This is a genomic window from Variovorax sp. 10N412 (assembly GCF_056394985.1).
Window position 1 is genome coordinate 1 of the sequence record NZ_JBFTIO010000016.1, and the last position, 14,221, is coordinate 14,221.

The 14,221-nt window shown below is 71.4% G+C and carries 10 protein-coding genes; 3 read left to right on the forward strand and 7 right to left on the reverse strand.

Translation table 11 applies throughout. The features are described from left to right. The 4 genes from AC1DJH_RS26665 to AC1DJH_RS26680 all read right to left on the reverse strand — a co-directional run. The coding region (locus tag AC1DJH_RS26665; RefSeq protein WP_478187783.1) for a hypothetical protein at window positions 1-784 on the reverse strand (784 nt) is incomplete at its 3' end. Window positions 785-934: 150 nt separating this feature from the next. Then, window positions 935-2,320 (reverse strand): sigma-54-dependent transcriptional regulator, encoded by a 1,386-nt coding sequence (locus AC1DJH_RS26670; RefSeq protein ID WP_478187784.1) that lies wholly within the window; start codon window positions 2,318-2,320, stop codon window positions 935-937. After that, entirely contained in the window at window positions 2,305-3,765 is a 1,461-nt protein-coding gene (locus AC1DJH_RS26675; RefSeq protein ID WP_478187785.1) for a sensor histidine kinase, read from the reverse strand. Before AC1DJH_RS26675 ends, AC1DJH_RS26670 begins: the two co-directional genes overlap by 16 nt. A gap of 37 nt (window positions 3,766-3,802) precedes the next feature. Further along, window positions 3,803-5,335: a class I adenylate-forming enzyme family protein gene (locus AC1DJH_RS26680; protein ID WP_478187879.1), complete on the reverse strand. Its 1,533-nt coding sequence runs from the start codon at window positions 5,333-5,335 to the stop codon at window positions 3,803-3,805. A gap of 262 nt (window positions 5,336-5,597) precedes the next feature. On the opposite strand from AC1DJH_RS26680, the gene AC1DJH_RS26685 reads away from it, so the two are divergent. Further along, window positions 5,598-6,089 (forward strand): hypothetical protein, encoded by a 492-nt coding sequence (locus tag AC1DJH_RS26685; protein ID WP_472122054.1) that lies wholly within the window; start codon window positions 5,598-5,600, stop codon window positions 6,087-6,089. Window positions 6,090-6,101: 12 nt separating this feature from the next. Here AC1DJH_RS26685 and AC1DJH_RS26690 read toward each other — a convergent pair whose 3' ends face one another. Genes AC1DJH_RS26690 through AC1DJH_RS26700 form a run of 3 tightly spaced genes read right to left on the reverse strand, consistent with a single transcriptional unit; the run spans window position 6,102 to window position 11,991 of the window. Beyond that, window positions 6,102-7,598, reverse strand: a complete 1,497-nt coding sequence (locus AC1DJH_RS26690; protein WP_478187786.1) for an efflux transporter outer membrane subunit — start codon at window positions 7,596-7,598, stop codon at window positions 6,102-6,104. After that, entirely contained in the window at window positions 7,595-10,750 is a 3,156-nt protein-coding gene (locus AC1DJH_RS26695; RefSeq protein WP_478187787.1) for an efflux RND transporter permease subunit, read from the reverse strand. Before AC1DJH_RS26695 ends, AC1DJH_RS26690 begins: the two co-directional genes overlap by 4 nt. Before the next feature lie 11 nt (window positions 10,751-10,761). Continuing rightward, complete coding sequence (locus AC1DJH_RS26700) at window positions 10,762-11,991, reverse strand: efflux RND transporter periplasmic adaptor subunit (protein WP_478187788.1); 1,230 nt, start codon at window positions 11,989-11,991, stop codon at window positions 10,762-10,764. A gap of 135 nt (window positions 11,992-12,126) precedes the next feature. On the opposite strand from AC1DJH_RS26700, the gene baeS reads away from it, so the two are divergent. Both baeS and AC1DJH_RS26710 read left to right on the forward strand, forming a co-directional pair. Further along, window positions 12,127-13,515 carry a sensor histidine kinase efflux regulator BaeS gene (gene baeS, locus AC1DJH_RS26705; RefSeq protein ID WP_478187789.1) on the forward strand — a complete coding sequence of 463 codons (1,389 nt, stop codon included), beginning with the start codon at window positions 12,127-12,129 and terminating at the stop codon, window positions 13,513-13,515. Between the two features lie 9 nt (window positions 13,516-13,524). Beyond that, the gene (locus AC1DJH_RS26710; protein ID WP_478187790.1) at window positions 13,525-14,220 is read left to right on the forward strand and encodes a response regulator; all 696 of its coding nucleotides are present in this window, start codon (window positions 13,525-13,527) and stop codon (window positions 14,218-14,220) included. The last annotated feature ends 1 nt before the right edge of the window (window position 14,221 follow it).

A 14,221-nucleotide genomic window follows, 5' to 3' on the forward strand; every position in this document is an offset into this window, starting at 1 on the left:
GGCCGGCACCGCGCGGACCGCGGGGGCCGGCCGCGCCGCGCCCACCTCGGGGAGCGGGTTCCAGCCCCGGCCCGCCGAACACCTCGCGCACCGTGTCCGCCGTCGCGCCCAGGCTGGTGGCCTCCAGCGCCGTGCCCTGCGCGCCGCGCGTGCCCCAGCCGCGCGCATGCAGCTGCGCGCCGGGTTGCAGCTGCGCACCGTAAGTCGCGCCGACGTGCGGCGGGAAGCGCACGATGGTCTTGTCCGCCAGCACCACGCCGCGCACGTCACCGCGGTCGGTGTACAGCAGGCGCTCGATGCGTCCGCTCGCCGACAGGGCGCTGAGCGCGCCCGGCTCGCGCGGCGGCGGCGGGGTCACGCCGGGGGCCGGTGGCTGGTCGGTCAGGCTGCGGCCGTTGGCGGCGAGCGACTGCATGCGCACCACCGGCACGTTGGGCGCGCGCCAGCCGCTGACCTGCACCGTGTCGCCGGGCTTGAGCATCTGCATTACGGCGGCCGAGAGGTGCGGCGCAAACGCGACCTGCGTGCCGTCGGCCAGCAGCAGGCCGTCGGCCTCGCCGTTGGGGTTGATCAGCCATTGCTGCACACGGCCGGTGGCGACCGTGCCCGCCTCGGGGGCGATGGGGGCGACGGGCGCGACAGGCGCGGCGGGCTGCATCGGTCCGCTGGCGCCGAGCGGCGGCGGGGGAACCGGTCCGCCCGGCGGGGGCGGTGGCACCTGGGCGAAGGCGGCGCCGCCCGCCAACAGGCAGGCGGCGGCGATGAAGGTGATGCGGGTTGTCATGGGTGGCTCCTTGTGGGTGGGATGCCCAAAGACATCTCACACAACGTGCCAGCTCACGAACCCTTTGAAATCAACGACTTGCGTGCACAGGGCGGCGAGCGGCCGGATGATCCGCGGACACCGTGTGTCCGGTTTGCGGACACCTCGGTGTCAGTCGAGCCCGTACTGCGTCAGCTTGCGGTACAGCAGCTGGCGGTGAATGCCCAGCCGGCGCGCGGTCTCGGCGCGGTTGCCTTGGGTCTGCGCCAGGGCATGGGTGATGAGCATGCGTTCGAGCCTCTCGACGGCGGCCGGCAGTTCGCCTTCGAGCCAGTCGGCGGGGAGCGTGCCGCCCGCGTCGCCACGCGGCGCGGCCCCCAGCCCGAGGGCCAGGTCGGCGCCGCCGATCACGCGGTGCCGCACCAGCGCATGGCAGCGCTCCATCACGTTGCGCAGCTCCCGCACGTTGCCCGGCCATGGGTGGCTCAGCAGCCGCTGCGCCGCCTCGGCCGACAGCGCCTTCGGCGCATCCAGGGACCCCGACGAACCGTACCGCGCCGCGCGGCGCAGGAAGTGCTCCGCCAGCGGAATGATGTCGGCCAGCCGTTCGCGCAGCGGCGGCATGCGGATCGACAGCACGTCCAGCCGGTACAGCAGGTCTTCCCTGAAGCGCCCCTCGCGCACGGCGGCGGCCAGGTCGCGGTGCGTGGCGGCGACCACGCGCACATCGACCTTCACCGTCTTGTGGCTGCCCAGCGGCGTGACTTCGCCCTCCTGCAGCGCGCGCAGTATCTTGGCCTGCACGTCCAGCGCCATGTCGCCGATCTCGTCGAGCAGCAGCACGCCGCCGTCGGCCGCGCGAAAGCAGCCGGGGCGCTCGCCGGTGGCGCCGGTGAAGGCGCCGCGCACGTGGCCGAAGAGCTCGCTTTCGAGCAGTTCCTTCGGAATGGCCGAGCAATTGACGGCCACGAAGGGGCGTTCGGCGCGCGCCGAGTGGCGGTGCAGCGCGCGCGCCACCATTTCCTTGCCGGTGCCCGTTTCGCCGAGCACCAGCACCGGCATCGCGTTGGCGGCGGCCAGGCCGATGCGCTTGTGCACCTCGCGCATTGCGTGGCTCGGGCCGACCAGGTCGCTGCCGTCTTCGTCTTCGTCGTCCGGCGCCGCACCGGGCGACGATGCCGCCGCGTGCTGCTGCAGCGCGCGGCCGAGCACCTCGCGCACCGCCTCGCGGCTGACCGGCTTGGCCAGGTGGTCGAAGGCGCCCAGGCGCATCGCCTCGATGGTGTTGCCCGCGCTCGAGAACGCGGTGAGCACGATCACCGGCGGCAGCCGCGCCCGGCCTGCCAGCAGTGCCTGCATGGCCGCGAGCGTCTGCAGGCCGTCCATGCCGGGCATGCGGTGGTCGAGGAACACGGCGTCGAAGCGCTGGCGGGCGAGCAGGTCCAGCGCTTCGGCGCCACCGGCCGCAGCGCTCACGTCGTGACCGAGGCCCTGCAGCGTTTCGGCCAGCGTGTCGCGAAAGGCGTCGTCGTCGTCGACGATCAGGAGATGCGCCATGGAAGCTCCAGTTCGAAGCGGGTGCCCGGTGTCAGCGGCACATGATGCAGGTCGCCGCCGTGCGCCAGCGCCACCTCGCGCGCCAGCGCCAGGCCCAGCCCGGTGCCGTCGGCCCGCCCGGTGGCAAAGGGCTCGAACAGGCTCGCCTGCAGCGACTCGGGCACGCCCGGCCCGTCGTCTTCCACGCGAATGGCCAGCGTGGGCGCCGCAGGTTGCAGGGCCGACAGCACCACGTGGCCGCCGCGCGGCGCATGGCGCACCGCGTTGTCGAGCAGGTTGTCCACCGCGCGCGCCAGGTGCACGGGGTCGAACACCGCGCTGGCGGGCGTGCTGTGCTGCAGCGTCACCTGCACGCCGGCGGCATGGGCCTTGGGCGCCACGGCGGCCACGCGCTCGTCCAGCCAGCGGTGCAGCACCACCTCCGCCGGCGCCAGCGTCACCGGCTGCACCAGCGCCAGCAGGCTTTGCACCAGGCCGTCGAGCCGGTCGATCTGCCCGACGATGGCCTGCAGCGCGGCGCCTTGCCGTTCGGGCGTGGCGGCCAGCGCGTTCTCGGCCTTCAGCCGCATGGTGGCGATGGGGTTGCGGATTTCGTGCGCGATGCCACCCGTCATGCGGCCCAGCGCGGCCAGGCGCTGGTCGCGGCTGCGCTGCTGTGCGGCGGCGCGCAGGTGGGCGCGAGCCTCCTCGAAGCGCAGGCGGTAGCGGTTGAAGCCGTCGACGATGCGGTCGAGCTCGCGCACGCCGGTGCGCGGCAGCTCGGGCATGGCGCCGCCATCGGCGTCGGCCTGCGCCAGGCGGTTTTCCAGGCGCTGCACATGGCGCAGCCCGCGCAGCAGGATGAAGCCCAGCCACAGGCCCGAGGCCAGCACCAGCAGCAGCAGCACGCCCAGGCCGGTGCGCAGGCTGCCCTGGGCGGCCAGCGCGCCGCCGTTGGTGCGGGTCATGGTCCATGCCGCCAGGTCGTTGCCCGGGGCGGCCAGCGGGCAGGCCGAGACGATCAGCGCCTCGCGGCTGCCGCGCACCACGTCGGTCTGCGGCTGCTGCGTGCGCGCGGCGAGCTGCGCCATCTCCACGATCAGCGGCTGCTCGGCCGCCGGCACGTCGCGCTTGACGCCGCTGCCCTCGTAGGTGGGGTAGGCATAGGCGAGCTGGCCGCCGGCCGCCTGCCACACCCCGCCCTCGACGTGCGGCGCCTCGATCAGCACCAGCTGCAGCAGCACCTGCAGCAGGTCGACCTGCGGCCTGGGCGGAGCGGGCACGGTGGTCGACTTGGCGTAGCGCGCCGCGATCGCCCGGCACGACTGTTCCGTGGAGCCGCGCCCCGCCGCCACCTGTGCGCCCGCGCTGCTGCGGTAGAGCGTGAGCATCACCACCGCCAGCGCGGCGCACATGCCGAACAGCAGCACCCAGAAGAACAGCAACTGACCGCGCAGGGATTTCATTGGCCGCGATCCTGCCTTGTCCAGGGGCCGCGGCGCGTCAGCCGGGGTCGCGTTCGCGCAATTCCCGCTTGAGCACCTTGCCGATCGCGCTGCGCGGCAGCTCGTCGATGAAGCTCAGCCGCGCCAGCCGCTGGGTCTTGCCGAGCTGGTCGTTGGTCCACTGCAGCAGGGCTTCTTCGGTGGTGGCGTCGCCGTCCTTGCGCACCACGTAGGCCACCGGCGTTTCGCCCCACTGCGCCGACGGCACGCCGATCACGGCCACGTCGGCGACCGCCGCATGGCCGCGCAGCACGCCCTCGAGGTCGCTTGGGTAGATGTTGAAGCCGCCGCTGATGATCATGTCCTTCTTGCGGTCGAACAGCGTGAGGAAGCCGTCGGCATCGAAGCGGCCCACGTCGCCCGTGCGGATGAAGCGCTTGCCGGTGGCGTCGAACCATTCGGCCTCGCGCGTCTTGCCGGGCTGGCGGTGGTAGCCGGTCATCATGCCGGCCGAGTGGCCCACCACCTCGCCGGCGGCCTCCGGGTTGTCGCGCGACAGCTCGCGGCCTTCCTCGTCGATCAGGCGGATGTCGCTGCCCGGCGCGGCCTGGCCCACGGTGTGCAGCTTGGTCGGGTGCAGGTGCGCCTCCAGGATGCAGGTGCCGCCGCCTTCGGTCATGCCGTAGAACTCGATGAGCCCGCCCGGCCAGCGCTTGAGCACGTCGGCCTTCAGCGCCGCGTTGAAGGGCGCGCTGGTGCTGAACTTGAACTTGTAGGTCGACAGGTCGTGTTCGTCGAAGCGCGGGTGCGCCATCAGCCGCTGGTACTGCACCGGCACGAGCATGGTGTGCGTCACGCCGTGCTTCACGGCCAGCTGCAGGTAGCCCAGCGCGTCGAACTTGGGCATCAGCACCACGCAGCCGCCGAACGCGATGGTGGGAAAGAACACCACCAGCGTGGTGTTGGAGTACAGCGGCGTCGACAGCAGCGTGACGGTGTGGCTGTCGTATTCGTACTTGGCGCCGCGCTGCACATGGGCCCAGCGCATGCCGTGGCCCTGCACGATGCCCTTGGGCTCGCCGGTGGTGCCCGACGAATAGATGATGTTGAAGGGCCAGGCGGGCTGTGCCTCCACCGGCGTGGGGCTCGTACCGCCCGGCGCCAGCCATGCGTCGAAGGCGCTGCCGACCTGCGAGCCGTCGAGCGCGATGCGGGCAATGCCGCCTGGCACGGCGGGGCCGATGACCTCGGCGGCCGAGGCGTCGCTGAACAGCAGGCGCGCGTCGGCGTCCGAAATCATGCGCGCCAGGCTGGCGGGCGTGGAGCCGGGTGCCAGCGGCGCCACGGCCACGCCCGCGCGCAGCGCGCCCAGGAACACGGCCGCGTAGTTCACCGACGAAGCCGCGCACACGGCAATGGCGTCGCCGGGCTGCAGGCCGTCGCGCTGCAAGGCAGCCGCGATGCGGTCCATCAGCGCGTCGAGCGCGCGGTAGCTCAGCGTGTGCTGTGCATCGGCCAGCGCGGCGTGGTCAGGGGTGTGTTGCGCGTGGAGGCGAACCAGGTCGGCGATGGCGCCGAATTCGCGTTCCATCGCGGCTTGAAAAGCGGAGTGCATGAGAGCGTCAGTCCTTCATCTTGGCCAGCCGGCAGGATAGCGGAGCCATCGCCCAAGGCCAGCGCCTTGGCGACGCGGGCGCGGCGCGTCAGTTGCCGCTCAGCCAGGCGGCGCCACGATGGCTGCACGAAGCCGCTTGCATCGTGGCCGCTTTGTGCCGCAACAACGGGCATCGCGCCGGTGCCGGCCCTGCGGGTTGGGCACCGGCAGCACTCGATTCCAACAAGGAGCTTTTTCCATGGGGCTACTCGACATCCTCCAGCAGGCCATCGGCAACCACAACGCCGAGGCCCACATCGACCAGGTCACGCAGCATGCCTCCACCGGCGAAGTCGGCGCGGGGCTTGCCGCGGCGATGCGCTCCGACCAGACGCCGCCCTTCGGCGACATGGTGGGCCAGCTGTTCGGCCGGTCGTCACCGACGCAGCAGGCCGGCGTGCTCAACCAGATCCTGGCCACGCTCGGCCCGGCGGCCGCGTCGGCGCTGGCCGGCGGCGTGCTGGGGCGCCTGCTGCAGCCGGGGCAGACGCAGGTCACGCCCGACCAGGCCTCGCAGCTGTCGCCCGCCCAGGTGACCGAGATCGCCGCGCACGCCGAGCAGCAGCACGCCGGCGTGATCGACGAGGTCAGCCAGTTCTATGCGCAGCATTCGGGGCTGATCAAGACCCTGGGCGGCGCCGCACTGGCCATCGCGCTGGCGAAGATGAAGGAGAACGCCACGCGCGGCTGATGCGCCGAACGCTCAGCGCGATGACGCGGTCGTCCCGGCCGGCACCTCCGTCTGCGCCCCCGCCTGTGCTTGCGCCTGCGCCTGCACCGTGTCCCCGCCCCCCATCACCTTGTAGAGCGTGATGCGGTTGCTCTGCTCCGACAGGCGCAGGCCGATCAGCGTCTGCTGCGCGGTGTACAGCGAGCGCTGCGCGTCCAGCACCTCGAGGTAGCTGTAGCTGCCGTTGCGGTAGAGCGCGTTCGACAGCGTGAAGCTCTTCTGCGTGGCGTCCACCAGCGATTGCTGCGCCGCCAGCTGCTCGCCCAGCGCGCCGCGCGTGGCCAGCGCGTCGGCCACTTCCCGGAACGCGGTCTGCACGGTCTTCTCGTAGGTGGCGAGGTCGATCTCCCGCTGCGCCTTGGCGGCGTCCAGGCTGGCGCGGTTGCTGCCCGCGTTGAAGATCGGCAGGCTGACCGAGGGCGCAAAGCTCCATGCGCCGTTGCCGCCCTTGAACAGGCCCGACAGCGCCGTGCTCGACGAGCCCGCGCTCGCCGTGAGCGAAATGCTCGGGAAGAAAGCCGCGCGCGCCGCGCCGATGTCGGCGTTGGAACCCTGCAGCGTGTGCTCCGCGGCCAGCACGTCGGGCCGCTGCTGCAGCAGCGCCGAGGGCAAGCCCGCGGGCACGTCGACCAGCGCGCTGGCCGAACCGGCCGAGGCCATGCCGGCGGCGGGCAGCAGGTCGTCGGGCACCGTGGCGCCGGCCAGCAGGTCGAGCGCGTTGCGGTCCAGCGCCACCTGCGCGGTGTAGCTGGCCACGTCCACGCGCGCGGAATCGACGGTGGTCTGCGCCTGGGCCAGCGTCAGCGCCGAGCTGGCGCCCAACGCGTGCATGCGCCCGGTCAGCGCGTACGAGCGCTGCTGGCTGGCCAGCGTGTCCTGCGCCAGCTGCAGCCGCGCGTGGTCCGCAGCCAGCGTGAGCCAGGCCGAGGCGACTTCCGCCACCAGGCTGATCTGCGTGCTGCGGCGCGTGGCCTCGGTCGAGAGGTAGCTCTGCAGCGCCGCCTCGTTCAGGTTGCGCACGCGGCCGAACAGGTCGAGCTCGTAGCTGCTGAGGCCCAGCGCCGCCGTGTACTGCGTGCCGATGGCCGGCTCGCCGCTGCTGCTCGCGGCCGCCGAGGTGCGCTGGCGCGTGGCGCCGGCCGTGGCGGCCACGCTGGGGAACAGCTCGGCGCGCTGCACGCCGTACTGGGCACGCGCCTTCTCGATGTTCTGCACCGCCACGCGCAGGTCGCGGTTGTTGGCAAGCGCCAGCGCGATGGTGCGGCGCAGCCGCTCGTCGGTGACGAAGTCTTGCCAGCCGGTGAGGGGTGTGGCGACGGTGCCGGCCTTCGCATTCGCGGATGCCGTGGACACGGGCCACGCCGAGGCGACCGGCGCCTCGGGCCGCGAGTACACCGGCGCGAGGTTGACGCAGCCGGCCAGCAGCGCGGCCACGGCCAGCGCGCAGAGTCGGAAATTCACGGAAGTCATGGGGTCCCCGTTTCAGCAAGTGCGGGCAGCGTGGGCGCTGCCACAGGCCGGGTCTTGGGCGCGAAGAAGCGCCGGATCACCACGAAGAACAGCGGCACGAAGAAGATGCCCAGCGCCGTGGCGCTCGCCACGCCGCCCAGCACGCCCACGCCGATGGCGCGGCGGCTGCCCGAGCCCGCACCGGTGCTCAGCGCCAGTGGCAGCACGCCGAACATGAAGGCCAGGGAGGTCATGAGGATCGGGCGCAGCCGCAGGCGCACGGCCTGCAGCGTGGCGTCGACCAGGGCCATGCCGTCGTCCTGCAGCTGCTTGGCGAACTCCACGATCAGGATCGCGTTCTTCGCCGACAGGCCCACCGTGGCCAGCAGTCCCACCTGGAAGTACACGTCGTTCGACAGCCCCGCGAGCTTGGTGGCCACCACCGCACCCAGCACGCCCAGCGGCACCACCAGGATCACCGAGAACGGCACCGACCAGCTCTCGTAGAGCGCGGCCAGGCACAGGAACACGAACAGGATCGACACCGCGTACAGCAGCGGCGCCTGCGAGCCCGACAGCCGCTCCTGGTAGGAGCTGCCGGCCCACTCGTAGCCGATGCCCTGGGGCAGCTGCTTCATGATGCGTTCCACCGCGTCCATCGCCGCGCCGGAGCTCACGCCCGCGGCCGGGTCGCCGATGAGCTCGAAGGACGACATGCCGTTGTAGCGCGCCAGCTCCGGCGAGCCGTAGGTCCAGCGGCTGCTGGCAAAGGCCGAGAACGGCACCATCTCGCTGTGGGCGTTGCGCACGTGCCAGCTGTCGATGCTGTCGGGCTGCATGCGGAAGGGCGCGTCGGCCTGCACGTAGACCTTCTTCACACGGCCGTTGTTGACGAAGTCGTTCACGTAGCTGCCGCCCATGGCGCTGGACAAGGTGTCGTTGATGTCCGCCGTGGAAAGGCTCAGCGCGGCGGCCTTGCGGTCGTCGATGTCGATGGCGAACTGCGGCGTGTCGTCCAGGTTGTTGCTGCGCACCTGGCTGAGCGCCGGGTCCTTGCGCGCGAGCGCCAGGAACTGCTCGCGCGCCTTCACGAGCGCGTCGTGCCCGATGCCGCCCAGGTCCTGCAGCTGCACGTCGAAGCCCGCGCTCGAGCCCAGGCCGCGCACCGCCGGCGGCAGCATGACGAACACGCTGGCGTTGCTGGCGCGCACCGACATCTCCTGCGTGAAGCGGCGCGCCAGGGAGGCGGCGTCCTGTGCCTTGCCGCTGCGCTCGCTCCAGTCCTTCAGCGTGATGAAGGCGTTGCCCGTGGCCTGGTCGCCGCTCAGGCCGGTCAGCGTGATGTAGTGGCCGACCTCCTTCTGCGTGGCCAGGTAGTCCTCGAAGATCTTCATGGTCTGGCGCAACTGCTCGTCGGTGGCGCTGGCGGGCAGCTTGATCTGCGTCATCAGCGTGCCCTGGTCTTCGTCGGGCAGGAACGAGGTGGGCAGGCGCATGAAGACCAGCGCCATCACGCCCACCATCAGCGCGTACACCAGCAGGCTGCGCTTGCCACGGTGCAGGATGCCGCCGACGCCCGAGCGGTAGCGCCCGGCATTGCGCTCGAAGCTGCGGTTGAACCAGCCGAAGAAGCGCCCCGGCAGGCCCGTTCGCGGCGCATGCCCGGCCGCTGCCGCCGGCTTGAGCAGCGTGGCGCACAGCGCCGGCGTCAGCGTGAGCGCCACCACCACCGACAGCAGCATGGCCGCGACGATGGTCACCGAGAACTGCCGGTAGATCACGCCCGTGGAGCCGCCGAAGAAGGCCATGGGAACGAACACCGCCGACAGCACCAGCGCAATGCCCACCAGCGCGCCGGTGATCTCGCGCATCGACTTGCGCGTGGCCTCCAGGGGCGAGAGCCCTTCCTCGGCCATGAGCCGCTCCACGTTCTCCACCACCACGATGGCGTCGTCCACCAGCAGGCCGATGGCCAGCACCATGCCGAACATGGTGAGCGTGTTGACCGAATAGCCCAGCAAGGCCAGCACGCCGAAGGTGCCCAGCAGCACCACCGGCACCGCGATGGCGGGCACCAGCGTGGCGCGCAGGTTCTGCAGGAAGAGATACATGATGAGCACCACCAGCACCATGGCCTCGCCCAGCGTCTTGGCCACTTCCTCGATGGAGATGCGCACGAAAGGCGTGGTGTCGTAGCCGACCACGGCCTTCATCTGGTTCGGAAAGAAGGGCTCCAGCGTGGCCAGCTTGGCCTTCACGGCGTTGGACACCGAGAGCGCGTTGGCGCCGGTGGCCAGCTTCACGCCCATGCCGCTGGAGGGCTTGCCGTCGAAGCGGGAGTTGACGGTGTAGCTCTCGCTGCCCAGCTCGATGCGCGCCACGTCGCCCAGGCGCACCACGGAGCCGGCGCTGTCCGACTTGACGATCACCTCGCGGAACTGCTCCGCGGTGCGCAGCTTGCTGCGCGCGGTGATGGTGGCCGTGAGCCGCTGGCCGGCGACGGCGGGCAGGGCGCCGAGCTGGCCGGCCGAGACCTCGGTGTTCTGGCTGGTGAGCGCGCTCGTCACGTCGGACGGCATCAGCGAATACTTCTGCAGCTTCGCCGGGTCGAGCCAGATGCGCATGGCGTAGCCCGAGCCCAGCACCTGCACGTCGCCCACGCCGTCGATGCGGCTCAGCACGTCGAGCAGGCTGCTGGAGATGTAGTCGCCGATGTCGGTGGCCGAAGCGCTGCCGTCCTGCGAGGTGAGCGAGACGATCATCAGGATGTCGGTGCCCGCCTTGGTGACCGTCACGCCCTGGCTCTGCACCGACTGCGGCAGCTGCGACAACGCCTGCTGCACCTTGTTCTGCACCTGCATCTGCGCCACGTCGGCGTTGGTGCCGGCCTCGAAGGTGAGCTCGATGCTCGCGCTGCCCGAGGAGGTGCTCTTGGACGACATCGAGCTCAGCTGGTCGAGCCCTTTCATCTTCTGCTCGATGACCTGGGTGACCGAGTCCTCGATGGTCTTGGCCGACGCGCCCGGGTAGGTGGCGTTGATCGACACCTTGGTGGGCGCGATGTCGGGGTATTGCTCCAGCGGCAAGGTGCTGATGGACAGCGCCCCGGCCAGCATGATGACGATGGCGATGACCCACGCGAAGATGGGCCGGTCGATGAAAAAGCTAGCCATGTGCGGTGCCTTCAGCGCGGGGCGGCCGCGCCGGCCACGGGCGCGGTGTCGCCAACGGTGGCGGCGGTGGCAACCGTGGTGTCCGCGGCGGCCACCGGCTTGACCGTGTCGCCCACCCGCACCTTCGTCGAGCCTTCGACGATCACGCGCTCGCCGGCCTTCAGCCCCCCGGTCACCTGCCAGCGGCTGCCGACCGCGCGCGACAGCTTCAGCGCGCGCTTCTCGACCTTGTTGTCCGCCGTGACCACCAGCGCCGAAGCGTCGCCGCTCGCGGTGCGGGTCACGCCCTGCTGGGGCACCAGCAGGGCCTGCTCGGCCACGCCCTCTTCGAGCACGGCGCGCACGTACATGCCGGGCAGCAGCGTGCGCTCGGGGTTGGGCACCAGGATGCGCAGCGTGACCGCGCCGGTGCCTTCGTTGACGGTGACGCTGGAGAACTGCAGGCGCCCGGCGTGGGCGTAGGCGGTGCCGTCTTCCAGCATCAGCCGGACCGACGCCTCGCCCTTGTTCGCACTGCTCTTGAGCGCGCCGCTGGCCAGCTCGCGCTGCAGCCGCAGCAGGTCGGTGGTCGACTGCGTCACGTCGACGTGAATCGGGTCGAGCTGCTGCACCGTGGTGAGCGCCGTGGTCTGGCCGGCCGTGACCAGCGCGCCGGGCGTGACGGTGGAGGCCTCGATGCGCCCTGCGATGGGCGCGGTGATGCGCGTGAAGCCCAGGTTGATGCGCGCCGTGTCCAGCGCGGCGCGCGCCACGCCGAGGTCGGCCTGGGCCTGTTGCAGCGTGGCCTGGCTGTCGTCGTTGGTCTGCTGGCTCACCGCGTCGATCTTCACGAGCTCTGCGTTGCGGCGCGCCGCGGTCCTTGCGGAATTGAGCGTGGCCTCGGCCTTGGCGACGCTGGCCTGCGCGCTGGCGTGGGCGGCCTGGTAGCTGGCCGGGTCCAGCTGGTAGAGCACCTGGCCGGCCTTGACCAGCGCGCCTTCTTCGAACAGCCGCTGCTGCACGATGCCGCCGACCTGCGGGCGGATCTCGGCGCTCAGGCGGGCCCGCGTGCGGCCCGAGAGTTCGGTGGTGACGGGCTGGTTTTCAGGCTGCAGGGTGACCACGCTCACCTGCGGGGTGGCGGCCGCGGGAGGCTGCGCGGGAGGCTGCGCGGAAGAAGAACCGGAGCACCCCGCAATGCCGCCCAGCAGGCCGAGGGCCAGGGCGCACGCAAGGGCGGTGCGGGTGAAGCGAGAAGACATGGGCGGGTTTCCAATCAGGTTGGAACCCATGGTCTTCAGCGAATGTGGAGCGAGTGTGAAGGTCCCCGGGCCCGCGCGGCCTTGGGGCCGGCGTGCACTGCGCGGGCTGCAATCTGGCTTATCTTGTGGGCCTTCATGAAGATCAGCATCACCACCAAGCTCTTTCTCGCCGTGCTGGCCACCGCCGTGCTGGCGGTGGTCGCCATGGGCGCCGCCTCGCGCTGGAACTTCGAGCGCGGCTTTGTCGGCTACCTCAACGAGCAGGGCGTGGAGCGGCTGGACGCCGTGCTGCCCAACGCCGTGGCGGCCTACCGGCAGAACGGCAGCTGGGACTTCCTGCGCGAAGGGCCGGGGCCGTGGTTCGAGATCATGCGGCCCGCACCCTTGGTGAGTGGTGAGCGCTTCGAGCCGGGACGCACGCCGCCGCCTGTGTCCGACCTGACGGGCGCCATGCTGCGCGTGAGCCTGCTCGATACCGACCGCAGGGTGATCGCCGGCTTCCGGGAGGCGCGAAAAGGGTCGGCCGAACGCGCCGTGGTGGTCGACGGCAAGACCGTGGGCTGGGTGGTGATGGCACCGTTCCAGAACGTGAGCGAGGCCGGCGACCAGCGCTTCCAGCAGAACCAGGCGCGTGCGAGCTGGGTCATCGGCGTGCTGTGCGTGCTGCTGGCCGCGGGCATCGCATGGTGGATCGCGCGGGTGCTGCTGGGCCCCGTCAAGCGCGTGGCCGCGGCCACCCACCGGCTGGCCGCCGGCGACTACGAAAGCCGCGTGGCCGTGGCCTCGCAGGACGAGGTGGGGCAGCTGGCGCGCGACTTCAATTCACTGGCCCACACGCTGCAGCGCAACGAGCGCATGCGGCGCGAGTTCATGGCCGACGTGTCGCACGAGCTGCGCACGCCGCTGGGCGTGCTGCACGGTGAGCTGGAGGCGATGGAAGACGGTGTGCGCCGCCTCGACGCGCAGGCCGTGCGCTCGCTGCAGCACGAGGTGGGCATGCTCAACCAGCTGGTGTCCGACCTGTACGACCTGTCGCTGGCCGACGTGGGCGCGCTCGCGTACCGCAAGGCCGACGTGGACTTGCGCGAGCTGGTCGAGGCGAGCGTCGACGGCTTCCGTGAGCGGCTGGCCTCTGCGGGCCTGCGCCTGGAACTGGACCTGCCGGCGCAGCCGCTGGTGGCGTTCGCCGACGAGCGCCGCATGCAGCAGCTGTTCAGCAACCTGGTGCTCAACAGCTGCCGCTACACCGATGCGGGCGGCGTGCTGCGCATCGCGGCGCGCGAGGAGGGCGCGCAACTTGCCGTCGACCTGATGGATTCGGCGCCGGGCGTGGAGGCGGCGCAGCTGCCGCGTCTGTTCGAGCGCTTCTTTCGCGGCGAGGGCTCGCGCAACCGCGCCAGCGGCGGCGCGGGGCTGGGCCTGTCGATCTGCCGCAGCATCGTGGAGGCGCACGGCGGCACCATCGAGGCGCAAGTGTCGCCGCTGGGCGGCGTGTGGGTCGCGATCCGCCTGCCGCGTGCCTGAGGACCGCCGATGAACGAACCCATGACACCCCCCTCGGCCGCACACGTCCTGATCGTCGAGGACGAGCCGCGCATGGCCGCGCTGCTCGCCGACTACCTGCAGGCCTCCGGCTACACCTCGGCATGGCTGGCCAACGGGCTGGACGTGGTGCCCAGCGTGAAGGCGCGCCGGCCCGACCTGGTGCTGCTCGACCTGATGCTGCCCGGCCAGGACGGCATGAGCGTGTGCCGCGCGCTGCGTCTGTTCAGCGACGTGCCGGTCATCATGCTCACCGCGCGCGTGGAAGAGGCCGACCGCCTGATGGGCCTGGAGATCGGCGCGGACGACTACATCTGCAAGACGCCGTTCAGTCCGCGCGAGGTGGTGGCGCGGGTCAAGGCGCTGCTGCGCCGCAGCGGCCATTCGGCGCGCGAGGTGTCGGCGCTGCAGATCGACGCGCAGGCCTACAAGGCATCGTGGCAGGGGGCCGCGCTGGACCTCACGCCGATCGAGTTCCGGCTGCTGAAGGCGCTGGCCGATGCGCGCGGGCGCGTGCTGTCGCGCGACAAGCTGCTCGACCACGTGCATGCCGACCAGCGCGCGGTGACCGATCGCGCGGTCGACAGCCATGTGAAGAACCTGCGCCGCAAGCTGGACGCGGCGAGCGGGGGGCAGGAGCTGATCCGGTCGATCTATGGGGTGGGGTACAGGCTGGACTTGCCTTAGG

Excerpts from the sequence above, each read along its gene's own strand:
- AC1DJH_RS26695 (WP_478187787.1), bottom strand. The coding sequence starts at position 10,750 with ATGGCTAGCTTTTTCATCGACCGGCCCATCTTCGCGTGGGTCATCGCC.
- AC1DJH_RS26680 (WP_478187879.1), bottom strand. The coding sequence starts at position 5,335 with ATGGAACGCGAATTCGGCGCCATCGCCGACCTGGTTCGCCTCCACGCG.
- AC1DJH_RS26710 (WP_478187790.1), top strand. The coding sequence starts at position 13,525 with ATGAACGAACCCATGACACCCCCCTCGGCCGCACACGTCCTGATCGTC.
- AC1DJH_RS26670 (WP_478187784.1), bottom strand. The coding sequence starts at position 2,320 with ATGGCGCATCTCCTGATCGTCGACGACGACGACGCCTTTCGCGACACG.
- AC1DJH_RS26685 (WP_472122054.1), top strand. The coding sequence starts at position 5,598 with ATGGGGCTACTCGACATCCTCCAGCAGGCCATCGGCAACCACAACGCC.
- AC1DJH_RS26675 (WP_478187785.1), bottom strand. The coding sequence starts at position 3,765 with ATGAAATCCCTGCGCGGTCAGTTGCTGTTCTTCTGGGTGCTGCTGTTC.
- AC1DJH_RS26690 (WP_478187786.1), bottom strand. The coding sequence starts at position 7,598 with ATGACTTCCGTGAATTTCCGACTCTGCGCGCTGGCCGTGGCCGCGCTG.
- AC1DJH_RS26700 (WP_478187788.1), bottom strand. The coding sequence starts at position 11,991 with ATGTCTTCTCGCTTCACCCGCACCGCCCTTGCGTGCGCCCTGGCCCTC.
- baeS (WP_478187789.1), top strand. The coding sequence starts at position 12,127 with ATGAAGATCAGCATCACCACCAAGCTCTTTCTCGCCGTGCTGGCCACC.